Genomic DNA, 21,287 nt, shown 5'->3' on the forward strand with positions numbered 1-21,287 from the left:
CACGGCAGCCGGGTCCACGCACCGATGGGTTCGCGGGCTTCGCTTGTATATTGCGCCGGTTGGCCAATCGTCTCCGCCCACGGGGAGCCACGAGGAAGCAACGCAGCGGGGGTGCCGCTTGCGTTGCCCCCTCCAAGCTCAACAACCGTAGGAGATTCTCATGACAGGCAACTCGGCGCTGGTTCTGGCGCTGGTCTGCGGCCTCGCGGCCGTGGTGTATGGCTTCTGGGCGCGTAGCTGGATTCTTCGCCAGGACCCCGGCAATGCACGTATGCAGGAGATCGCCGCCGCGATCCAGGCGGGCGCAGCGGCCTACCTCGCTCGGCAGTACAAGACCATCGCCGTCGTCGGCATCGTCCTTGCCATCCTCATCGGCATCTTCCTCGGCGCGAGCACCGCGATCGGCTTCCTGATCGGTGCCATCCTCTCGGGCGCCTGCGGCTTCATCGGCATGAACGTCTCGGTGCGTGCGAACGTGCGCACCGCGCAGGCCGCCACCCGCGGCATCGGGCCGGCGCTGGACGTGGCCTTCCGCGGCGGCGCCATCACCGGCATGCTGGTGGTGGGCCTGGGCCTGCTGGGCGTGACGAGCTTCTTCTGGTTCCTGGTGGGCAACGGCAACCTCACGCCCGACCGTCCACTCGCCTCGCTGCTCAACCCGCTGATCGGCTTTGCGTTCGGCTCGTCCCTCATCTCCATCTTTGCCCGACTCGGCGGGGGCATCTTCACCAAGGGCGCGGACGTGGGCGCCGACCTGGTCGGCAAGGTGGAAGCGGGCATCCCCGAGGACGACCCGCGCAACCCGGCGGTGATCGCCGACAACGTGGGCGACAACGTCGGCGACTGCGCCGGCATGGCGGCCGACCTGTTCGAGACCTATGCGGTCACCATCATTGCCACGATGGTGCTCGGTGCGCTGCTGGTGGGCGCAGCCCCCATGAACGCGGTGGTGTATCCGCTCACGCTGGGCGCCGTGTCGATCATTGCGTCCATCATCGGATGCTTCTTCGTGCGCGCCAGTCCCAACACGCGCAACGTGATGCCGGCGCTGTACAAGGGCCTGGCCATCTCCGGCGTGCTGTCGCTCATCGCCTTCTACTTCGTGACCATCGCCGTCATGCCCGACAACGCGATCACGGCAGCGGGCTCGCAGATGCGCCTGTGGGGCGCGTGCGTGGTCGGACTGGTGCTCACCGGCGTGCTGGTCTGGATCACCGAGTACTACACCGGCACCCAGTACAAGCCGGTGCGCCACATCGCCCAGGCATCGACCACCGGCCACGGCACCAACATCATCGCCGGCCTCGGCGTCTCGATGCGCTCCACGGCCTGGCCGGTGCTGTTCGTCTGCGCCGCCATCATCAGCGCGTATTCGCTGGCCGGCCTCTACGGCGTGGCCATCGCGGCCACCTCCATGCTGAGCATGGCGGGCATCGTGGTCGCGCTGGACGCCTACGGTCCCATCACCGACAACGCCGGCGGCATCGCCGAGATGGCGGAGCTGCCGGCCGCCGTGCGCGACATCACCGACCCGCTCGACGCGGTGGGCAACACCACCAAGGCCGTCACCAAGGGCTACGCCATCGGCTCGGCCGGCCTCGCAGCACTGGTGCTGTTCGCCGACTACACCTACAAGCTCGAGAGCTACGGCAGCGCGATCCGCTTCGACCTGTCCGACCCCATGGTCATCATCGGCCTGTTCATTGGCGGCCTGATCCCCTACCTCTTCGGGGCGATGGCCATGGAAGCCGTGGGCCGGGCGGCCGGCGCCGTCGTGGTCGAGGTGCGCCGCCAGTTCAGCACCATCAAGGGCATCATGGACGGCACGGGCAAGCCCGAGTACGGCCGGGCGGTGGACATGCTCACCACCGCCGCCATCAAGGAAATGATCATCCCTTCGCTGCTGCCGGTGGTCGTGCCCATCGCGGTCGGCCTGCTGCTCGGCCCCGCCGCGCTGGGCGGGCTGCTCATGGGCACCATCGTCACCGGCATCTTCGTGGCGCTGTCCATGTGCACCGGCGGCGGCGCCTGGGACAACGCCAAAAAGTACATCGAGGACGGCAACTACGGCGGCAAGGGCTCCGAGGCCCACAAGGCGGCCGTAACCGGCGACACGGTGGGCGACCCCTACAAGGACACCGCCGGCCCCGCCATCAACCCGCTGATCAAGATCATCAACATCGTCGCGCTGCTGATCGCGCCGCTGGTGGTGCAGTTCCACGGTACCGGCAGCAACGCCGGCGCGGTCGCTCCCGCGTCCGGCGTCATCCTGGTGGTGCCCCAGGGCGCGACCACCGGCCGCTGAGGACGCAAGGGGGCCACCTCTCCTGCGCTTGCTTCGCGCCACGCGGCGCAAGCGCAGGGCGGGAGCCGGCCCCCTGCTTCCCCCATCCTGGGCCCGCCGTGCGCGGGCCTTTCTCTTGCTGTTTCGCCGAACGCGGGCACCTTCCCCGCCCTGCGTGGCCCGCGCACGGCCACCACGCGCGATGCTCGCGCCCGGCATGCCCCCAAAGCCAGGCACCCGGCATCTGCCGCGCGCGCGGCCCCCCTGTTTTCCCCGCGGCAGCCTGCCTCGCTGCGGGCACAATCCGGCCCCATGCAGTTCCACTTCATCGCGAACGCGGCGCAGGAAGCCTCCTCAGGCCGCACCCTCCCCGTGATCGATCCCTCGGACGGGCAGGCCTTCGACGCCATCCAGCGCGGCACACCCCAGGACATCGACCGTGCCGTGCGGGCCGCGCGCCAGTGCTACGACTCCGTCTGGAGCCGGCTCAGCGGCGCGGAACGCGGCCGGCTGCTGATGCGCCTTGCCGAAGCGGTGGCCGACAACGCCGACGAGCTGGCAGGGCTCGAGCAGCGCGATTGCGGCAAGCCCACGCGGCAGGCCCGCGCCGACGCGGTGGCGCTGGTGCGCTACTTCGAGTTCTATGCCGGCGCCTGCGACAAGCTGCACGGCGAGACCATCCCCTACCAGGACGGCTACACGGTGCTGACCTGGCGCGAGCCGCACGGGGTCACGGGGCACGTGATCCCGTGGAATTACCCCATGCAGATCTTCGGCCGCAGCGTGGGCGGCGCCCTGGCCGCCGGCAACGTCTGCGTGGTCAAGCCGTCGGAGGACGCCTGCCTGTCGCTGATCCGCCTGGCCCAGCTCGCGGCCGACTGCGGGTTCCCGGCCGGCGCCATCAACATCGTCACCGGCCTGGGCCACGAGGTCGGCGACGCGCTGGCCCGCCACCCCGGCATCGACCACATCAGCTTCACCGGCAGCCCGCGCGTGGGCACGCTGATCCAGCAGGCTGCCGCCGAGCGGCATTGCCCGGTAACGCTCGAGCTCGGCGGCAAGAGCCCGCAAATCCTCTTCGAAGACGCCGACCTCGACGCCGCGCTGCCGGCGGTGGTCAACGCCATCGTGCAGAACGCCGGCCAGACCTGCTCGGCGGGTTCGCGCCTGCTGGTGCACAAGTCCATCTACGAGGCGGTGCTCGACCGCCTGGGCGAGGCCTTCAGCAACCTGCGGGTCGGGCCCGCCGCCATGGACCTCGATGTCGGCCCGCTGATCCGCGCGACGCAGCAGCAGCGGGTGTGGGACTTCCTGTCCGACGCCCAGACCGCGCACATCCCGATGGTGGCGCAGGGCCAGATCGTCGAGGAGGCGCCCGACGGCGGCTTCTACCAGGCGCCGGCGCTGCTGCGGGACGTTCCGATCGATCACCGGCTCGCGCAGGAAGAAGTGTTCGGCCCGGTGCTCGCCGCCATGGCCTTTCGCGACGAGGACCAAGCCGTGCAGCTGGCCAACGCCACGCAGTTCGGACTCGTCGCCGGCGTCTGGACACGCGACGGCGCGCGTCAGTTGCGCATGGCCCGGCGCGTGCACTCGGGCCAGGTCTTCATCAACAACTACGGCGCCGGCGGCGGCGTCGAGCTGCCTTTCGGCGGCGTGAAGTCCTCCGGCTACGGCCGGGAAAAGGGCTTCGAGGCGCTCTACGGCTTCACCACGCTCAAGACCGTCGCGATCCGCCACGGCTGAAGGTCGCAGCCGCAGCACCAGCGCCAGCGGCGGGCATCGAACAACAGGAGACACGGCACATGCGCATCGAGAACAAATCCATCATCGTCACCGGCGCGGGCAGCGGCATCGGCGAGGGCATCGCCCGGCGCCTTGCCGAAGAAGGCGCGCAGGTCCTCGTGAACGACATCAACGCGGCCCAGGGCGAGCGCGTGGTGGCGGCCATCCGCGAAGCGGGCGGCCGCGCGTCCTTCTTCGCTGGCGACGTGACCCGCTCGGCCGACGTGCAGGCCCTGGTACAGACGGCGGTCCAGCGCCACGGCAAGCTCGACGTCATGGTCAACAACGCCGGCTGGACCCACCGCAACCGCCCCGCCCTCGAGGTGAGCGAAGACGAGTTCGACCGCTGCTATGCGGTCAACATGAAGAGCATCTACCTGGCGACCATCCACGCGGTGCCCGTGTTCCGCGCCAACCGGGGCGGCAGCTTCATCAACATCGCCTCCACGGCCGGGATCCGGCCGCGTCCCGGCCTCACCTGGTACAACGGCTCCAAGGGCGCGGTGATCACCACCAGCAAATCGCTCGCGGCCGAGTTCGGGCCCGACAACATCCGCGTCAATTGCATCAACCCGGTCTTCAACCCCGACACGGGGCTTGCCGCCGAGTTCGCGGGCGGCCCGGTCGATGAAACGCGCCGCGCGAAGTTCCTGGCCACCATTCCGCTCGGGCGCTTCTCCACGGCGCTCGACGTGGCCAATGCGGCCCTCTACCTCGCCAGCGACGAAGCGGCTTTCGTCTCGGGCGTGTGCATCGAAGTGGACGGCGCCCGATGCGTCTGAGCCGGAAGCCGCGCACCGCGCCCGCGCCGAGCGCGGGCTAAACCAGCCCGCCGGCAGGCCCATCGGCCACCAGCCGCCGCGCCTGCCGCCACCCCGACGACAATCGCATCACCATGGCCGAACGCGTCATCCCCGTCATTGCCCACCGCCCCGCCGGGCGGCCGGTGCGCGCGCCCGATCACGCGCTGCCGGCCAGCGGCCGCGTGGCCGACCGGCTCGGACGGCCCTTGCGCGACCTGCGCATCAGCGTCACCGACCGCTGCAACTTCCGCTGCAGCTACTGCATGCCCAAGGAAGTGTTCGACAAGAACTACCCCTACCTGCCGCATGCCGAACTCCTGAGCTTCGAGGAAATCACGCGGCTGGCCCGGCAGTTCGTCGCCCACGGCGTGCGCAAGATCCGCCTCACGGGTGGCGAGCCGCTGCTGCGCAAGAACATCGAGGTGCTGATCGAGCAGCTCGCTGCGCTGCGCACACCCGAGGGCGCGCCGCTGGACCTGACCCTCACCACCAACGGCTCCCTGCTCGCGCGCAAGGCCCGTGCGCTGAAAGAGGCGGGCCTGCAGCGCGTCACCGTGAGCCTCGACGGACTCGATGACGCGGTTTTCCGACGCATGAACGACGTGGACTTTCCCGTCGCCGAGGTGCTCGCCGGGATCGACGCGGCGCGCGAGGCGGGTCTGGGCCCGATCAAGGTCAACATGGTGGTCAAGCGCGGCACCAACGACCACGAGATCCTGCCGATGGCCCGCCACTTCCGCGGCACCGGCCACGTGCTGCGCTTCATCGAATACATGGACGTGGGCGCCACCAACGGCTGGCGCATGGACGAGGTGCTGCCCTCGGCCGAGGTGGTCCGGCACATCGGCGCCGAGATGCCGCTGCGCGCGCTGGACGCGTCCGCCGCGGGAGAGACCGCCGAGCGCTGGTCCTATGCGGACGGCAGCGGCGAGATCGGCGTCATCAGCAGCGTGACGCAGGCCTTCTGCGGCGACTGCAACCGCGCGCGCCTGTCCACCGAAGGCCAGCTGTACCTGTGCCTGTTCGCCAGCCAGGGGCACGACCTGCGCGGGCTGCTGCGCGGCGGCGCGAGCGACGAACAGCTCGCCGGCGCCATCGCCCACATCTGGCAGGGCCGCAGCGACCGCTATTCGCAGTTGCGCGGCCAGCAGGCTCCGGATGCATCAGCGCCCGGCGCCCGGCGTGTCGAAATGAGCTACATCGGAGGCTGATGAACCCCCAAGACGTGACGGGCCTGATCCTTGCCGGCGGCCGCGGCAGCCGCATGGGCGGCGTGGACAAGGGACTGCAGAACTTCAACGGACTGCCCCTGGCCGTCCACACCCTCATGCGCCTCGCGCCGCAGGTGGGCGAGGTCATGGTCAACGCCAACCGCAACCTCGGCGCATACGAGGCCTTCGGCGTGCCGGTCTGGCCAGATGCCCTGCCCGACTTCGCCGGCCCGCTGGCGGGGTTTCTCACGGGCCTGGAGCACTGCGAGACGCCCTACCTGGTCACCGTGCCCTGCGACACCCCTCTGTTTCCGCTCGACCTGGTGCAGCGCCTGGGCGAGGCGCTGGAAACAGCGGACGCCGACATCGCCATGGCCAGCGCGCCCGAGCAGGATGGGCAGCTGCGCACGCAACCGGTCTTCTGCCTGCTGCGGCGCGAGCTGCTCGAAAGCCTGGTGCGCTTCACCCACGAAGGCGGGCGCAAGATCGATGCCTGGACCGGCTCGCACCGCACCTGCATCGTTCCGTTCGACCGGCCCGAGGACATGCCGCGCGCCTTCTTCAATGCCAACACGCTGGACGAGCTGCGCCAGCTCGAAGCGCCATGAAGACGCTGGAGCAGATCGGCGCCGAGCTGCAGGGCTACGACCCGCAGGCCCTCAGCGCCGAGGCGGTAGGTGAGTTCCTCGCCCGCCTGGTTCAGCCGCTCGACCAGCACGAAACGATCGACCTCACCGATGCGCTGGACCGGGTGCTGGCCAACGACATCGTGTCGCCGTTGAGCGTGCCGCCCCACGACAACTCGGCCATGGATGGCTATGCCTTCGACGGCGCGCAACTGCGCGCCGAGCGTCCGCTGGAGCTGGAGGTAGTGGGCACCGCGCTGGCCGGCAAGGCCTGGCAGGGCACGGTGGGTGCCGGTCAGTGCGTGAAGATCATGACCGGCGCGATCATGCCGCCGGGCTGCGACACCGTGGTGCCGCAGGAGTTCACGCAACCCGCCGCAGAAGGCCGCGTGGCGGTGCCGCCCGGGCTGCTGCGCGCCGGCGACAACCGCCGCCGCAAGGGCGAGGACCTCACCGAGGGACTGCCGGCGCTGCGGCGCGGCGAGCGGCTCACGCCGGCCGCCTGCGGCCTCGTCGCCAGCCTGGGCATCGCGCGCGTCGCGGTCGCGCGCCGCCCACGCGTCGCCTATTTCTCCACGGGCGACGAGATCCTCTCGCTCGGCCAGGCGCCGCGCGAGGGCGCGGTCTACGACAGCAACCGCTACACCGTGCGCGGGCTGCTCGCGCGCCTGGGGTGCGAGCTGATCGACCTGGGTGTGGTGCGCGACGAACCGGTGCAGCTCGAAGCGGCGTTCCGGCGCGCGGCGGCCGAGGCCGACGCCATCATCACCAGCGGCGGCGTGAGCGTCGGCGAGGCCGACTACACCAAGGCCATGATGCGCCAGCTCGGCGACGTCGCCTTCTGGCGCATCGCCATGCGTCCCGGACGCCCGATGGCCGTGGGCCGCATCACGCAGGGCGAACGCAGCGCGGTGCTGTTCGGGCTCCCGGGCAACCCGGTGGCGGTGATGGTGACCTTCCTGGCGTTCGTGCGCCCTGCCCTGTTGCGGATGATGGGCACGCGTGCCGAGCCGCCCGTGCTGCTCAAGGCCCGCAGCGCCGAGCCCATGCGCAAGAAGCCGGGTCGCACCGAATACCAGCGCGGCATCGTCAGCACGCTGGCCGATGGTTCCCTGCAGGTGCGCACCACCGGCAACCAGGGCTCGGGCGTGCTCAGCTCGATGGTGCAGGCCAACGGTCTCATCGTGCTGCACCACGCACAGGGCAACATCGATGCCGGCGACGAGGTCGATGTGATGATGTTCGACGGCGTGATCTGAGCCGGGTGCGGCGCGCGGTGCTCGCCACCTCGCCGACCTCGAGTTCCCCGGCTTCCAGGCGGCATCGCGCTCGCGCGAGCCCGATCGCTACATCCCGACTCAGTCGAAGATTTCGCTAAGCCACGACTTGGGCTTCTTGCGCTGGTATCCCGAGGCATAGCCCGGAGGCTGGCTGTAGCCCGGCTGGTACGCCGGCGCCGCCTGCGTGGGCTGCGGCGGTGCCGATTCGGCAGCGCTGCGCTCGATCAGCTTGTCGAGCTCGCCGCGGTCGAGCCACACGCCGCGGCACTGCGGGCAGTAATCGATCTCGACGTTCTGGCGTTCGCTCATCACCAGCGTGACGTCACCGCAATGCGGGCAATTCATGGGCGCTCTCTCCTTGGGACATCGGGTACGGCCCGGGGTGGGCCGCGCACGTTGGTGTCGGCCTGCCGACTGAACGTTCCCGTTGGCGTCGGCCGTTCGCCGTCCGAGGCGCCCGCTCAGGCGTCGGCCGCCGCGATGAAGTCGGCCACCAGCTTCAGCTGCCCCGGCACGTTCAGGGCCGGCGCGTGGCCACAGCCGGGCACCTCCACCACCTTGGCCAGGCCCAGCGCTCCGGGGCCGCGCCGCATCATCTCCTCGGTGGCATCGCGCAGCACCAGGTCGGACTCCGCGCCGCGCAGGCACAGGACCGGCACGCGGATGGCGTCGTAGTGCTCCCAGGTGTCGTAGTCGCCGGGGTGGTCGATGAACTGGCGCACCATGGCTGGGTCGTAGTGCGGCGTCACGCGGCCATCGGGCAGCCTGCGCGTGGACGTTTCCGCCAGGCGCCGCCACTGCGCTTCACTGAGCCAGCCGTAGGGCTTGTACACCTGCCGGAAAAAGGCTTCCAGTTCGGTCACCGTGTCGAATGCCGGCGGGTTGCCGGCATAGGTGCGGATGCGCTCGATGGCCGGTTGGGCAAGCCGGGGCGCGTTGTCGTTGAGTACCAGGCTGAGGATCCGTCCCTGCAGCCGCGGCTCGGCCAGGCCGCCCGCACACACCGTGCCGATGGCACCGCCCATCGAGGTGCCGACCCAGTGGGCCTGCTCGACGCCCAGCTGCTCCATCAGGTCGGCGGCGATGCGTGCGTAGAACGAGAGCTTGTATTCGTTGCCGGGGTCGGGACTCCACTGCGACAGGCCGCGCCCGATGGTGTCGGGGCAGATCACCCGGAAGCGCGCCGAGAGGTGCTCGGCCAGCTCGTCCATGTCACGCCCGGTGCGCGCGAGACCATGCCAGGCGATCACGGTGCGCCCGCGTGCAGCACCCCACTCGGTGTAGTGGATCTGGCGCCCGGCGCAGGTGATGTAGTGGGAACTCGGGGTCATGCTCACCTCGCGCGCGAAGGGGTTGCTGCCGGCGGCCGTGGCGCGGCCCGCGCGTCGGGGCGCTGCAGCCGCAGCGCCCGCAGCCGCCCGACCACACCGGTGGGGAAGTAGTAGACGGACAGCACGAACAGCAGCCCCAGCCAGAGCAGCCACCGGTCGGGCGACAGCAGCGCCGCCAGCCAGGGCAGGCCCGAGGCTGCCTCGCTCGCCAGGCGCAGCAGGTCTTGCAGGTAGCTCTGGGCCACCACGAACAGCGCCGAGCCGATGACGGCGCCATAGATGGTGCCCATGCCACCGATCACGACGATCAGCAGCACGTCCAGCATGATCTCGAAGGACAGCGAGGTGTCCGGGCCGTTGTAGCGCAGCCAGACCGCCAGCATCATGCCGGCGAGTGTGGCGAACAACGCCGACAGGATGCTGGAGACCGTGCGGTAGACCACCACGCGGTAGCCGACCGCCTCGGCGCGGAACTCGTTCTCGCGGATCGCCTGCAGCACACGTCCGAAGGGCGAGTTGACGATGCGCAGCATGACCAGCACCAGCGCCACCGCCAGCGCGAACAGCAGCCAGTAGCAGATCAGCCGGCCATCGATCAGCACGCCGAGGAACGGCGTCTCGAACGGCTCGAAGCTCGGCGACAGCAGCGCCGGCACCTTGAAGCTCAGGCCGTCCTCGCCGCCGGTGAACTCCGACAGCTGCGACGCCAGCGTCTGGAAGGCGGCCGCGAAGGCCAGCGTGATCATCGAGAAGAAGATCGCGCGCACCCGCAGCGAGAACAGCCCGATCGCCAGCGACAGCACGAAGGACAGCGCCAGCGCGCCGCCCGCGCCCACGGCCAGAGCGCCCCAGCTGGCGCCCATCCGCGTGGAAGCGATGGCGATGCCGTAGGCGCCGATGCCGAAGAACATGGTGTGGGCAAAGCTCACGATGCCTGTGTAGCCGAGCAGCAGGTCGAAACTGGCCACCAGCACGATGAAGATCAGCACCTTGGCCGCGACGTTGAGCGCCTTGACGCCCGGGAACAGGAAGGGTGTGAAGGCCAGTGCGACGAAGATCGCCAGCAGCAGCAGCGCCAGGGGGCGGCTGCGCGGGGTGTCGTTGGAGAGGAGTCGGGTCAGCATGTGCATCGCTCCCCGGTCAGCGGTTGAGCGCATAGACGCCCTGCGGACGCCACAGCAGGATGGCCATCATCAGCGCGATGTTGGAAAAGAGCGCCGCCTTCGGCACCAGGAAGCCGGTGTAGTTGGCCATCAGGCCGACCAGCAGCGCGCCCACCAGCGCGCCGGTGGTGGAGCCGAGTCCGCCGATGATCAGCACGATGAAGATCAGCACGTTCACCTGGGCGCCCATCTGCGGCACCACGTTCTGCTGGTACAGGCCCCACATGACGCCGCCCAGGCCGGCCAGCGCGCTGCCGACCACGAAGACGCCGATGAACAGCGTGCGGATGCGGTAGCCGAGCGACTCGACCATCTCGCGGTCCTGCACCCCGGCGCGGATCAGGAGGCCGATCTTGGTACGCGTGAGCGTCCACAGCAGCCCGCCGAACACCGCCACGCCCACCACCACCGCGAGCAGCCGGTACTTCTCGACCGCCGCGTCTCCCAGCAGCACCGTACCGCGCATGCCTTCGGGCAGCGGCAGCGGGATCTGCAGCGGACCCCAGATCACCTTGATCAGCTCCTCGCCGATGATCAGGCCGCCCATCGTGATGAGGATCTGCTTGAGGTGGTTGCCGTAGACGGGCCGCACGATGAAGCGCTCGAACGCGAGGCCCAGCGCCCCCGCGACCAGCATCGCCGCGAGCATGGCCGGAAACACGGCCATCAGATTCACCCAGAGGCTGCCCGAGGCGGTGTAGTCGCCCATGGCGCCGAGCACGCTGGTGGCCACGAAGGCGCCCAGCGCGATGAACACGCCGTGGCCGAAATTCAGCACGTCCATCAGGCCGAACACCAGCGTGAGGCCCGAGGCGATGATGAAGATGATCATGCCCATGGCCAGGCCCGCCACGGTGAGCGTCACCCAGGTGGAACCCGAGCCGATGAAAGGCAGCACGAGCAGCGCCAGCGCCGGCACCAGCGCCAGCGGCTTCCAGTCGAAATCGATGTTCTTCATAGCGACAGCCCCAGCAGCGAGCGCTGCAGCATCTCGTCCTCGGCGAGTTCCTTCATGCCGCCGGCGTGCACGATGCGGCCGTTGTCCATCACGGCCACGGTGTCGCCCAGGCGCTTGGCGAAGTTGAAGTTCTGCTCGACCAGCAGGATCGTGACCCCGCTGGCCTTGAGCTGGCCGAAGGCCTCGATCATGTTGTTGATGATGGCCGGCGCAAGGCCCTTGCTCGGCTCGTCGATGATCAGCAGCTCGCGCGGCTCGACGATGGAGCGGGCCACGGCCAGCATCTGCTTCTGCCCGCCCGAGAGCTTGCCGGCGGGGTGGTTCCAGAACTTCTCCACCGCGGGAAAGAGCCGGAAGATCCACTGCAGCCGCTGCTCGTCGATCTGCGCGACGCGCTGCGCCGAGCGCGCAGCCAGCAGCATGTTCTCCTTGACGGTCAGGTCGGCGAAGATGCCCATGTTCTCAGGCACATAGGCGACGCCGAGCGAGGCGATCTGCGGCGTGGCCAGGCGCGTGGTGTCGCGCCCCGCCAGCGTGATGCGCCCTTCCGATGCCTGCCACAGGCCCATGATCGTGCGCAGCGTGGTGGTCTTGCCCGCACCGTTGCGACCGAGCAGCATCGTGAGCTGGCCGCGCGGCACGTGCAGATCGACGCCGTGCAGGATGTGGTAGGCCCCGATGTGGGTGTGCACGCCCGCGAGCGTGAGCAGATCGGCACTCATGCGGCCTCCTTCGAGATACCCAGGTAAGCCTCCTGCACCACCGGCAGGGCGATCACCTCGGCCGGTTTGCCGTCGGCGACGAGGCTGCCGTTGTGCAGCACGATGATGCGGTCGGCGAGCTCGCGCACCACGTCCATCTTGTGCTCCACCAGCAGGATGGTCTTGCGCTTGTCGGCCTTGAGCTTGCGTATCAGGTCGAGGATCACGGGCGCCTCGGCGGCGTTCATTCCCGCCGTGGGCTCGTCGAACATGAAGACCTGCGGATCGAGCGCCATGAGCAGGGCAACCTCCAGCTTGCGCTGGTCGCCATGCGGCAGGTTGGAGACCAGCTCGTCCTGCTTGTCCTGCAGCGCCACGTCACGCAATACCTCCTGGGCCCGGTGCGTCAGCGCGTGGTGGTCGCTCCAGATGCTCCAGAGGTTCAGACCGCGCCGGTGCGCGCCCTCGCGGCTCGCCTGCACGGCCAGGCGCACGTTCTCCAGCACCGACAGGCGTGGGAACAGGTTCGTGAGCTGGAACGCCCGGCCCAGCCCGGCGCGCGTGCGCTGGGAAGCAGAGAGGCCGGAGAGCTCACGCCCGCCGAGCGACACGCGCCCGGCGCTGGCCTTGAGCTGGCCCGAAATCAGGTTGAAGTAGGTGGTCTTGCCGGCGCCGTTGGGGCCGACGATGGCGGTGAGCGTGCCCGGCTCGAACGAGCAGGTCACGGCGTCCACGGCCACGTGGCCGCCGAAGCGCACGGTGAGGTCCTGGGTGGCGAGAAGGCTCATGGCTCCAGGTTCGATAGGGTGAGCGAATCCCTCCCCCCGCGAGGAGAGGGCTCGAGATCTTGGTGGGAAACGGAGGGCGGCAGCGCCGCCCCGGCAGTCGCCCCACGCCTTCAGGGCGCGAGGCGACGTGGCGCAACGCTCAGTGCTTGTTGCGCACCGGCACGTTCATCTCGCCGGGCGGGATTTCCTTGACCAGCTGCAGGTCGGGCTGGCCGCCCGTCTTGGCGTTCGGCGACACGCGGAAGTGGTACATCGACTGCATGGCCTGGTGGTCTTCCTTGCGGAAGGTCATCGGACCCTTGGGCGTGTCGAAGCTCATGCCCTCCATGGCGGAAATCAGCTTCGGCGTGGCGGTGTCGCCGTTGGTCTTCTTCAGGGCGGTGACCAGCGCCATCGCGGCGGAGAAGCCGCCGGCGGTGAAGAAGTCGGGCGGCCCGTTGAAGCGACTCTGGTGCTCCTTGACCAGCCACTCGTTCGCCGCGTTCTTGGGGAACTGGTGGTAGTAGTAGGTGGCGCCTTCCATGCCGGGGAACTGGTTGTAGGCGACCATGGCCGGCAGGATGTTGCCGCCGGTGGCGATCTCGATGCCGTGGCGCTTGAGGTCCAGGTCCGCGATCTTGAAGGGGTTGCCGGCGCCGGCCCAGATGATCCAGATCACCTTGCGGCCGGGCTGGTCCTTGAGCTTGTCGATCAGGCGCTGCGCACCGGCGGTGAAGTCGGTCGTGTTGGCCGGCAGGTACTCCTCGTGGACGATCTTGGCGTTCTTGATCGACTCCTTGAAAGCCTTCACGCCATCACGGCCGAAGGCGTAGTCCTGGCCGAGCGTGGCGATGGTGGTGCCCTGCTTGTCCAGCGCCACGGCGTTGGAGATCGCGTCCTGCGAGCTGTTGCGGCCGGTGCGGAAGATGTACTTGTTCCACTTGTCGCCGGTGATCGAGTCGGCCACGGCGGGCTCGACCAGCAGGATCTTCTTGTATTCCTCGGCCACCGGCAGCATGGCCAGCGCCACGCCCGAGGAGGTGGGGCCGACCGCGATGTCGGCCTTGTCGTCGGAGTAGGCGGTGGCCAGCAGCGACTTGCCCAGATCGGGCTTGCCTTGGTCGTCCTTCTCGATCACGGTGATCTTCTTGCCGTTGACGGTCATGGTGCCGCCGGTGGCGTACTCCAGGCCCATCATCAGACCGGCCTGCGTCTGCTTGCCGTAGGCCTCCAGGGGGCCGGTGCGGCTGTAGACGTGCGCGATCTTGATGTCGCCGCCGGCCTGCGCCAGGGCGAAGGGGCTGGCCATCGCGCTCGCGGCGAGTGCGGCCAGGGCGACGAGGGTGCGTCGTTGCATGTATGTCTCCTAGGAGGTGTTGGACGAACGGCAGTGCACTTGCATGGGGCGTGCCAGGGTGCAAACGGCGGAGTTTCCAGCGGCACGGCAGCATCTGACGACGCAACTGTCTGACGGTCAGACAGTTTTATGTCTACTTTTCAGACAATGCCTTATTTTCGGACACATTTGGGAGCCGTTCGTACAGGGTGGCCCGGGAGATTCCGAGAAGGCGCGCGGCGGCGAGCTTGTTGCCGCCGGTATGCGCAAGCGCCGCCAGGATGGCGTCGCGCTCCAGCTCGGCCACCTGCTGCGCGAGTGGCCGCAGGGGATCGCGCGCTGGCCGCTGCGCGGCGGCCTGCGTCTCCGGCGGGGCGGCCGGCGTGGCGATCTGCTGCACGCCCGATTCGCGCAGCACGGCCAGCAGGTCTGCGCTGGTCAGCCGCTCGGCGTCGGTGCGCAGGGCCGCCTGCTCCAGCACGTTGCGCAGCTCCCGGAAGTTGCCCCGCCAGGGCTGCGCCGACAGGAGCGCCAGCGCCCCTTCGTCGAGCTCGGGCGGCGGCGTGCCGTTGCGGTGGGCCATCTCCTCGCCCACTGACTCGACCAGCGCAGCGATGTCGCCCTGGCGCTCGCGAAGGGGCGGCACGCGGATCGGCAGCACGTTCAGCCGGTAGTACAGGTCTTCGCGAAAACGCCCCTCGCGCACCAGCGTTGCGAGGTCCCGCGAGGTGGCTGCGATCACACGCACGTCGAAGGGCACGACCTGGTTCGAGCCGAGCGGCTCGATCTCGCCTTCCTGCAGCGCGCGCAGCAGCTTCGGCTGCAGGCTGGCCGGCATGTCGCCGATCTCGTCGAGGAACAGCGTGCCGCCATCGGCCAGCTTGAACTTGCCGTCGCGGCCCTTGCGGTCGGCACCGGTGTACGCGCCGGGTGCCACCCCGAAGAACTCGGCCTCCAGCAGCGTCTCCGGGATGGCGGCGATGTTCACGCTGACCAGCGGCGCCGCGGCGCGGGCCGAGGCGGCGTGGATCGCGTGCGCCAGCAGTTCCTTGCCCGTGCCCGTCTCCCCGAGCAGCAGCACCGGACTGGACGACTGCGCCGCGCGCCGCGCCTGCCGCTTCACCTCCACCGCCGCCGGGCTGGTGCCGACGAAGCTCGCGAGCGTGTACTTGGTGCGGCGCTGCCGCGCGAGCTCGCGCCGCGCGTCGTCCAGCTCGCGCTGCAGGTTGGCGAACTTGTGGATCAGCGGCTGCAGCGTGGTCTCGGGATGGTCGAACAGCACGATGCCGATGGCGCCGATCACCTCGCCGCGCGCCTCGTCGTGCAGCGGCAGGCGACTGACCACGAAGGTGCCCGCGCGGTTGGTGAGCAGGTCGATCAGGATCGGCTGACCGGTCTCGAGCACGCGGCGCATCTGCGTGTTGGGAACCACGTCCTCCACCTTGTGGCCGACGAACTGGTCGATCGATGAGTAGCCGAGCGCCGGCAGGAAGCGCTTGTAGCCTTCGTTGACCCACACGATCGTGCCGGCGCGATCGACCAGGAACATGCCCTGGCTGATGTTGGAGAACAGCTGGAACATGGACCGGGCCGCCAGGGCGAGGATGCTCTGGCCGTCCCGGGGCAGGGTGTCGTGCGGCGCCATGCGGCGATGGTACGCGCGCGCGGCCGCGCAACTCCGCTGCCTCGCTTCATGGGGTGCAATCGCGCCGAAACGCGGGCGCGGGTGTGCAGCGGCTGTGGCTCTGTCTGTCGTCCTCGGGTCTGCCGCCTCGGGTCTATTCGCCTCGGATCGATCAGATCCGCCGCAGGCTGTCCGCCTCGGCGTCAGTACGCCTCGATGGGCGGCAGCGGCGCCCCCACCACGTTGCCGAGCCGCCAGGGCACCGGGAAGGTGGTCGCACTCGGAAAGCCCGGACCGCGCCCCGCGCCGGCGGAAGCAGTGCCAGCACCGGTCACCGCGGCTGCGCCGGACGCCGAGGCCATGCGCGGATCAACGGCCGCCGGCCCGCCCACCACCTGCGCCGCCTGGGAGGACGCGGACATTGCGCCACCGGCGACTGGCAGGCCGGCTCCCGCAGGCGCCGCCACGATGGCGGGGAGGACGCCTTGCGGATTAGGCCCGGGTGCGACCACTGCGGGCTGCACCGGGACCGCCACCACCGCCGGGATGGCGGGCACCGGCGCTGCCGGAGCAACGCGGGGGTACGCCGGGGCCGAACTGAAGGTGCCGAACGGGCCGAAACCGACCGGGCCACCGCCGCCGCCGTCGCCGCCGCCTGCACCGCCTCCTCCGCCGCCGCCGCCTCCTCCGCCGCCGCCTCCACCCCCGCCGCCGCCACCCCCGCCGCCGCCGCCTCCTCCTCCACCCCCTCCCCCTCCACCCGCAGCGTGGACGGCAGGCGCGTACACCAGACCCAGCGTGCCGCTCAGGGCTACGACGAGGAGGGAAAGACCGATCTTGGGGGCGAGGCGTTTCATGGCGAACTCCAGAGGACGCGTGCCGCGCGCAGGCGTGCGACCCACGCTGCACGGCAGCAGTGCGATCTCAGGCATGGTGGCGCGACAGGAAGGCTGGGGGGGTGAGCGGGCGCGCCTTGCGCTGGTCAGCGGATGCTGGGGGGCTTGTCGGGAAATGTGGACACAGCTGTGGGCGGGGCGGACGGGTTTGGGTTTGGGTTTGGGTTTGGGCTTGGGCTTGGGTTTGGGTTTGGGTTTGGGGCGGTGCGTTCGCGAAGGGGCAGGTTTGCGAAGCTTGCTTCTCTTGTTCAACGCCCTTTGCTGTCGTGGCAAGCCGGGATTTCGCCCCGGCGGGCGAGTCACTTCTTTTGCGTTCGCCAAAAGAAGTAACCAAGAAAAGGCGACCCGACTGGCTGCGTCCCCTTCGCTGCGCTGCGGGGCGACCTGCGCCGAACAGCTTCGGCCGGGGTCCGCGCGAACTCGCCCTTCGGGCTCAGACATGCGCGGCCCTTTTTCCGGCCGAAGCCGCTCGGCGCAGGCGCAGCCACACGGGGTTTGGGGTCAACACGGCCTGCGGCCGTGTCCTTCGTGTTTGCTTTTGGTTTGCGGCGTGGGTTGGCGTTGGCGTTGGCGTTGGCGTTGGCGTTGGCGTTGGCGTTGGCGTGGCGTGGCGTGGCGTGCCGCGGTGGGTCGTGCCGTTGGACGCGCCGCCAGTGCGCAGACGTCTAGCTACGGGCATACCTTCGCCCGCACCTCCGCCGCCTGCGCGCGGCCCGGTGCAGGCGCGGCTCAGGCTGCTCGCTTCGGGAGCAGGCGCAGCAACCGTGGCACCAGCAGCACGAGGGCCACCACCACCAGCAGGGTGAGGGACATCGGGCGCTGCAGGAACACCAGGGCGCTGCCTTCGCCGATGGAGATGGCGTTGCGCAGCTGGGCTTCGGCGAGCGGGCCGAGGATCATGCCGACGACGACGGGGGCGGTGGGGAAGTCGAAGCGGCGCATCAGCAGGCCGAGCAGGCCGATGCCCCACAGCAGGACGAGGTCGAACGCGCTCTGGCGCATGCCGTAGGCGCCGACCGTGGCGAAGATGAGGATGCCGGCGTAGAGCTGCGGCTTGGGGATGCGCAGCAGCTTGACCCACAGCCCGACCATGGGCAGGTTCAGCACCAGCAGCATGAAGTTGCCGATGTAGAGCGAGGCGATCAGGGTCCACACCAGGGCAGCCGAGGAGGTGAACAGCTGCGGGCCGGGCTGGATGCCGTAGTTCTGGAAGGCGCCGAGCAGCACCGCCGTGGTGCTGGAGATCGGGATGCCGAGCGTCAGCAGCGGGATGAGGGCCGTGGTGACCGTGGCGTTGTTGGCGGCCTCCGGGCCCGCGACGCCTTCGATGGCACCGCGCCCGCCGAACTCGGCGCGCTCTTCGCCGCGCGCCAGCTTGCGTTCGGTCGCGTAGCTGAGGAAGGTGGGAATCTCGGTGCCGCCCGCGGGAATGCAGCCGAAGGGGGCGCCGATGGCCGTGCCGCGCAGCCACGCCGGCACCGAACGGCGCCAGTCGCGGGCGGTCATGTGCACCCGGCTCATGGCGTTGCGCGTGGGCGCCTGGCGGCCTTCGTACATGGCGGCGTGCAGCACTTCCGCCACGGCGAACAGGCCCACCGCCACCAGCACGATCTCGATACCGTCCAGCAGCTCGGGTGTGCCGAGGGTGTAGCGCGCCTGGCCGGAGATCTGGTCCATGCCCACGGTGCCGATGGCCAGCCCGAGGAACAGCGCAGTCATGCCGCGTAGCGTGCTCTGGCCCAGCACGGCGCTCACGGTGGTGAAGGCCAGCACCATCAGCATGAAGTACTCGGGCGGGCCGAGTCGCACGGCGAAGTCGGCGACCCACGGTGCGAACAGCGTGACGATGACGGTGGCGATGGTGCCGGCTACGAAGGAGCCGATGGCCGAGGTGGCGAGGGCCGCGCCCGCACGGCCGCTCTTGGCCATGCGGTTGCCTTCGAGCGCGGTCACCATGGTGGCCGTCTCGCCCGGCGTATTGAGCAGGATGGAAGTGGTCGAGCCGCCGTACATCGCCCCGTAGTAGATCCCTGCGAAAAAGATCATCGAGGCCGTGACCTCCACTTTGGCGGTGATGGGCAGGAGCATCGCCACGGCCACGGCCGGCCCGATGCCGGGCAGCACGCCGACGGCCGTGCCAAGCGCGCAGCCCACAAAAGCCCACAGCAGGTTGGCCGGCGACAGCGCCGTGGAAAAACCTGCGAACAGCGCGTCGAGCAGTTCCATCAAATCCAGCCTGTGGTCGTCAGGCCCGGCAGGCTGATGCCCAGGAACTGCGTGAAGACCCAGAACACCGGCGCGGCAATGGCTGCGCCGCTCGCCACATCGACGCCCAGGCTGCGCATGCCCGCCGACTGCCCGGCGGCGCGTCGCAGGCCCTGCACGGCCAGCAGGTAGCACAAGGTGCAGCCGACCACGAAACCTACGGTGGTGATCAGCGCGGCGTTGACCAGCAGCCCCGCCGACACCCACACCAGGCCCGGCCACCACGCCTGTCCAGCGCCCTCCTCCAATCCGGGCATCTGCCGAAAGCCGCCGGTGAGCGCTTCGCGCAGCATGAGCGCGCCGCACACGGCCAGGGCCACCGATACCAGCCACGGCAGGAAGTTGGGCCCGACACCGCCGTAGCCGGCCGCCGAGGGGATCGTCAGCGCGCCGGCACCGAGGGCCAGCGCGAGCAGGATGACGCCGGCACCGACGGCTGCCTGCGACCAGGTGTCGGCCCGCGGTGCGGCGGGTGGGTGGGCCACCACGTCAGACCATGCCGGACTTGACCATGGTCGCGCGCAGGCTGGCGAACTCGCTGTCGACGAACTGCTCGAACGCCGGTCCCGAAAGCACCGCGGGCGTCCAGTTGTTCTTCTCCAGCGACTCCTGCCATGCCGGGGTCTTGAGCGCCGCCAGAACCATGTTGGTGAGCTGCTGGCGTTGCGCGGGGCTCAGGCCCGGTGCGCCGTACACGCCGCGCCAGTTGCCGATCTCGACGTTGATGCCCTGCTCCTTGAGCGTGGGTACCGGAATGCCTTTGAGGCGCGCGCCCGAAGTGACGGCGATCGGCTTCATCTTGCCCGATGCGATGTGCTCGGCAAACTCACTGTAGCCGCTGCCGCCGATGGTGACGTTGCCGCCCAGGATGGCGGCGATCGCCTCGCCGCCGCCGCGGAACGCGACGTAGTTGATCTTCGACGGATCGACCCCGACGTCGCGGGCAATCATCGCTGCCGCGATGTGCTCGGTCGAGCCGCGCGAGCCGCCGCCCCACTTGACGCTGCCCGGGTCCTTCTTCAGCTGCGTCACGACATCGGCCATGGTCTTGAACGGCGAATTCGACGGCAGCACGAAGACGTTGTATTCGCTGGTGATGCGGGCGATGGGCGTGGCTTGCGACAGATTCACGGGCGGCTTGCCGGTGATGATGCCGCCGAGCATCACGGCCCCCATGACCATCAGCGCGTTGGGATCGCCCTTGCTCGCGTTGATGAACTGCGCGAGCCCCAGGGCACCCGCGGCACCGCCCTTGTTCTCGTAGGTCACGCTGTCGGCGACCTTCGCCTCCTGCAGTGCCTTGCCAAGTGCGCGGCCGGTGGTGTCCCAGCCGCCGCCCGGGTTGGCCGGAATCATCATCTTCAGGGTGGCCGCGGCGGATGCCGTGAGCGGCAGGCTGCCCGCGGCGGCCAGCGCGGCCAGGGACTTGAGGAAGGTGTCGCGACGCATGGATGCCTCCGATGGTGGTTGTGCGTCGGGATGATCTGGCGCTGCGCTGTCATTCCGCTGTCGCGCCGCCTAGGGAAAGTACCGAGCCGGCTGCTGGCGACAATCTCCCGACGGCGAACGCCATGCACCTTCTCCTCGTCGAAGACGATCCTTCCATGCGCAGCACGCTCGAGCGTGCGCTGAGCCGTCGTGGCGTGCGGGTCAGCAGTTGCGACGACGGCGCCCGTGCCCTGGCGCAGTGGCGCACCAGTGCACCGGACGTGGTGGTGCTCGACCTCAGCCTGCCGGGCATGGACGGGCTGCTCGTACTCGAAAGCGCGCGAGCCGCGCAGCTGTCCACCCCTGTGCTGATCCTTACCGCCCGCGGCACCGTGGGAGACCGCGTGCTCGGCCTCAACGCCGGCGCGGACGACTACCTGGCCAAGCCCTTCGACCTCGACGAACTCGAGGCCCGGCTGCGTGCGCTCGCACGGCGCGGCGCGGGGCCGCAGGCGCCGCGCGAGGAAGGTCGCATCGAACTCGGCGGGCTTGCGTACGACAAGGCGAGCGGCGCCTTCCACCACGCCGGACAGGTGCTCGAGCTCACCCCGCGCGAGGCGGCGCTGCTGCAGGCGCTGATCGTGCGTCCGGGCTACGCGGTGCCGAAGGAGCGGCTGTTCGCGCTGGTGTTTCCGGGCGAGGCGCAGGTGCAGTACGAAGCCGTGGAGGTGGTCGTCTACCGGCTGCGCAAGAAGCTCGCGCAGACCGGCACCACGCTGATGACGCTGCGCGGCCTGGGCTATCTGCTCAAGGCCGGCTGAGCCCACCG

19 protein-coding genes are annotated in these 21,287 nt (G+C 69.6%); 7 read left to right on the plus strand and 12 right to left on the minus strand.

The window, feature by feature from the left end; genetic code table 11:
- The first annotated feature begins 160 nt into the window (after positions 1–160).
- From WG922_RS17245 to moeA, 6 genes are all read left to right on the plus strand, one after another.
- Positions 161–2,305: a sodium-translocating pyrophosphatase gene (locus WG922_RS17245; protein ID WP_340284016.1), complete on the plus strand. Its 2,145-nt coding sequence runs from the start codon at positions 161–163 to the stop codon at positions 2,303–2,305.
- Between the two features lie 291 nt (positions 2,306–2,596).
- The gene (locus tag WG922_RS17250; RefSeq protein WP_340284017.1) at positions 2,597–4,030 is read left to right on the plus strand and encodes an aldehyde dehydrogenase family protein; all 1,434 of its coding nucleotides are present in this window, start codon (positions 2,597–2,599) and stop codon (positions 4,028–4,030) included.
- A gap of 59 nt (positions 4,031–4,089) precedes the next feature.
- Complete coding sequence (locus WG922_RS17255; RefSeq protein WP_340284018.1) at positions 4,090–4,851, plus strand: SDR family oxidoreductase; 762 nt, start codon at positions 4,090–4,092, stop codon at positions 4,849–4,851.
- 113 nt (positions 4,852–4,964) lie between these two features.
- A complete protein-coding gene (gene moaA / locus WG922_RS17260) occupies positions 4,965–6,083 on the plus strand; it encodes a GTP 3',8-cyclase MoaA (RefSeq protein ID WP_340284019.1) in 1,119 nt (372 codons plus the stop codon).
- Positions 6,083–6,691 (plus strand): molybdenum cofactor guanylyltransferase MobA, encoded by a 609-nt coding sequence (mobA, locus tag WG922_RS17265; RefSeq protein ID WP_340284020.1) that lies wholly within the window; start codon positions 6,083–6,085, stop codon positions 6,689–6,691. The genes moaA and mobA overlap by 1 nt, the downstream gene beginning before the upstream one ends.
- Positions 6,688–7,968, plus strand: coding sequence for a molybdopterin molybdotransferase MoeA (gene moeA, locus WG922_RS17270; protein ID WP_340284021.1), 1,281 nt, complete (start codon positions 6,688–6,690; stop codon positions 7,966–7,968). The genes mobA and moeA overlap by 4 nt, the downstream gene beginning before the upstream one ends.
- Positions 7,969–8,067: 99 nt before the next feature.
- Here moeA and WG922_RS17275 read toward each other — a convergent pair whose 3' ends face one another.
- From WG922_RS17275 to WG922_RS17330, 12 genes are all read right to left on the minus strand, one after another.
- On the minus strand, positions 8,068–8,334 hold the full coding sequence (locus tag WG922_RS17275) for a TFIIB-type zinc ribbon-containing protein (protein ID WP_340284022.1): 267 nt from the start codon (positions 8,332–8,334) through the stop codon (positions 8,068–8,070).
- Positions 8,335–8,450: 116 nt separating this feature from the next.
- Entirely contained in the window at positions 8,451–9,320 is an 870-nt protein-coding gene (locus tag WG922_RS17280) for an alpha/beta fold hydrolase (protein WP_340284023.1), read from the minus strand.
- Between the two features lie 2 nt (positions 9,321–9,322).
- Positions 9,323–10,444 carry a branched-chain amino acid ABC transporter permease gene (locus WG922_RS17285; RefSeq protein ID WP_340284024.1) on the minus strand — a complete coding sequence of 374 codons (1,122 nt, stop codon included), beginning with the start codon at positions 10,442–10,444 and terminating at the stop codon, positions 9,323–9,325.
- A gap of 16 nt (positions 10,445–10,460) precedes the next feature.
- Complete coding sequence (locus tag WG922_RS17290) at positions 10,461–11,441, minus strand: branched-chain amino acid ABC transporter permease (RefSeq protein ID WP_340284025.1); 981 nt, start codon at positions 11,439–11,441, stop codon at positions 10,461–10,463.
- Complete coding sequence (locus tag WG922_RS17295) at positions 11,438–12,163, minus strand: ABC transporter ATP-binding protein (RefSeq protein ID WP_340284026.1); 726 nt, start codon at positions 12,161–12,163, stop codon at positions 11,438–11,440. Before WG922_RS17295 ends, WG922_RS17290 begins: the two co-directional genes overlap by 4 nt.
- A complete protein-coding gene (locus WG922_RS17300; protein WP_340284028.1) occupies positions 12,160–12,930 on the minus strand; it encodes an ABC transporter ATP-binding protein in 771 nt (256 codons plus the stop codon). Before WG922_RS17300 ends, WG922_RS17295 begins: the two co-directional genes overlap by 4 nt.
- A gap of 139 nt (positions 12,931–13,069) precedes the next feature.
- The gene (locus WG922_RS17305) at positions 13,070–14,266 is read right to left on the minus strand and encodes a substrate-binding domain-containing protein (RefSeq protein ID WP_340284029.1); all 1,197 of its coding nucleotides are present in this window, start codon (positions 14,264–14,266) and stop codon (positions 13,070–13,072) included.
- A 133-nt stretch (positions 14,267–14,399) separates the two neighbouring features.
- Positions 14,400–15,890, minus strand: coding sequence for a sigma-54 interaction domain-containing protein (locus tag WG922_RS17310; RefSeq protein WP_340284031.1), 1,491 nt, complete (start codon positions 15,888–15,890; stop codon positions 14,400–14,402).
- A 182-nt stretch (positions 15,891–16,072) separates the two neighbouring features.
- Complete coding sequence (locus WG922_RS17315) at positions 16,073–16,726, minus strand: hypothetical protein (protein WP_340284033.1); 654 nt, start codon at positions 16,724–16,726, stop codon at positions 16,073–16,075.
- Positions 16,727–17,494: 768 nt separating this feature from the next.
- On the minus strand, positions 17,495–18,991 hold the full coding sequence (locus WG922_RS17320; protein WP_340284035.1) for a tripartite tricarboxylate transporter permease: 1,497 nt from the start codon (positions 18,989–18,991) through the stop codon (positions 17,495–17,497).
- Positions 18,991–19,515 carry a tripartite tricarboxylate transporter TctB family protein gene (locus WG922_RS17325; RefSeq protein WP_340284036.1) on the minus strand — a complete coding sequence of 175 codons (525 nt, stop codon included), beginning with the start codon at positions 19,513–19,515 and terminating at the stop codon, positions 18,991–18,993. The genes WG922_RS17320 and WG922_RS17325 overlap by 1 nt, the downstream gene beginning before the upstream one ends.
- Positions 19,516–19,519: 4 nt before the next feature.
- Complete coding sequence (locus tag WG922_RS17330) at positions 19,520–20,479, minus strand: Bug family tripartite tricarboxylate transporter substrate binding protein (RefSeq protein ID WP_340284037.1); 960 nt, start codon at positions 20,477–20,479, stop codon at positions 19,520–19,522.
- Positions 20,480–20,601: 122 nt separating this feature from the next.
- Here WG922_RS17330 and WG922_RS17335 point away from each other — a divergent pair, with 122 nt between their 5' ends.
- The gene (locus tag WG922_RS17335) at positions 20,602–21,279 is read left to right on the plus strand and encodes a response regulator transcription factor (protein WP_340284039.1); all 678 of its coding nucleotides are present in this window, start codon (positions 20,602–20,604) and stop codon (positions 21,277–21,279) included.
- The last annotated feature ends 8 nt before the right edge of the window (positions 21,280–21,287 follow it).

This window comes from Ramlibacter sp. AN1015 (assembly GCF_037726105.1).
Taxonomy (GTDB): Bacteria; Pseudomonadota; Gammaproteobacteria; order Burkholderiales; family Burkholderiaceae_C; genus Ramlibacter.

Coding starts and splice junctions, on each gene's coding strand:
- WG922_RS17245 (WP_340284016.1), top strand. CDS start 161: ATGACAGGCAACTCGGCGCTGGTTCTGGCGCTGGTCTGCGGCCTCGCG.
- WG922_RS17250 (WP_340284017.1), top strand. CDS start 2,597: ATGCAGTTCCACTTCATCGCGAACGCGGCGCAGGAAGCCTCCTCAGGC.
- WG922_RS17255 (WP_340284018.1), top strand. CDS start 4,090: ATGCGCATCGAGAACAAATCCATCATCGTCACCGGCGCGGGCAGCGGC.
- moaA (WP_340284019.1), top strand. CDS start 4,965: ATGGCCGAACGCGTCATCCCCGTCATTGCCCACCGCCCCGCCGGGCGG.
- mobA (WP_340284020.1), top strand. CDS start 6,083: ATGAACCCCCAAGACGTGACGGGCCTGATCCTTGCCGGCGGCCGCGGC.
- moeA (WP_340284021.1), top strand. CDS start 6,688: ATGAAGACGCTGGAGCAGATCGGCGCCGAGCTGCAGGGCTACGACCCG.
- WG922_RS17275 (WP_340284022.1), bottom strand. CDS start 8,334: ATGAATTGCCCGCATTGCGGTGACGTCACGCTGGTGATGAGCGAACGC.
- WG922_RS17280 (WP_340284023.1), bottom strand. CDS start 9,320: ATGACCCCGAGTTCCCACTACATCACCTGCGCCGGGCGCCAGATCCAC.
- WG922_RS17285 (WP_340284024.1), bottom strand. CDS start 10,444: ATGCTGACCCGACTCCTCTCCAACGACACCCCGCGCAGCCGCCCCCTG.
- WG922_RS17290 (WP_340284025.1), bottom strand. CDS start 11,441: ATGAAGAACATCGATTTCGACTGGAAGCCGCTGGCGCTGGTGCCGGCG.
- WG922_RS17295 (WP_340284026.1), bottom strand. CDS start 12,163: ATGAGTGCCGATCTGCTCACGCTCGCGGGCGTGCACACCCACATCGGG.
- WG922_RS17300 (WP_340284028.1), bottom strand. CDS start 12,930: ATGAGCCTTCTCGCCACCCAGGACCTCACCGTGCGCTTCGGCGGCCAC.
- WG922_RS17305 (WP_340284029.1), bottom strand. CDS start 14,266: ATGCAACGACGCACCCTCGTCGCCCTGGCCGCACTCGCCGCGAGCGCG.
- WG922_RS17310 (WP_340284031.1), bottom strand. CDS start 15,890: ATGGCGCCGCACGACACCCTGCCCCGGGACGGCCAGAGCATCCTCGCC.
- WG922_RS17315 (WP_340284033.1), bottom strand. CDS start 16,726: ATGAAACGCCTCGCCCCCAAGATCGGTCTTTCCCTCCTCGTCGTAGCC.
- WG922_RS17320 (WP_340284035.1), bottom strand. CDS start 18,991: ATGGAACTGCTCGACGCGCTGTTCGCAGGTTTTTCCACGGCGCTGTCG.
- WG922_RS17330 (WP_340284037.1), bottom strand. CDS start 20,479: ATGCGTCGCGACACCTTCCTCAAGTCCCTGGCCGCGCTGGCCGCCGCG.
- WG922_RS17335 (WP_340284039.1), top strand. CDS start 20,602: ATGCACCTTCTCCTCGTCGAAGACGATCCTTCCATGCGCAGCACGCTC.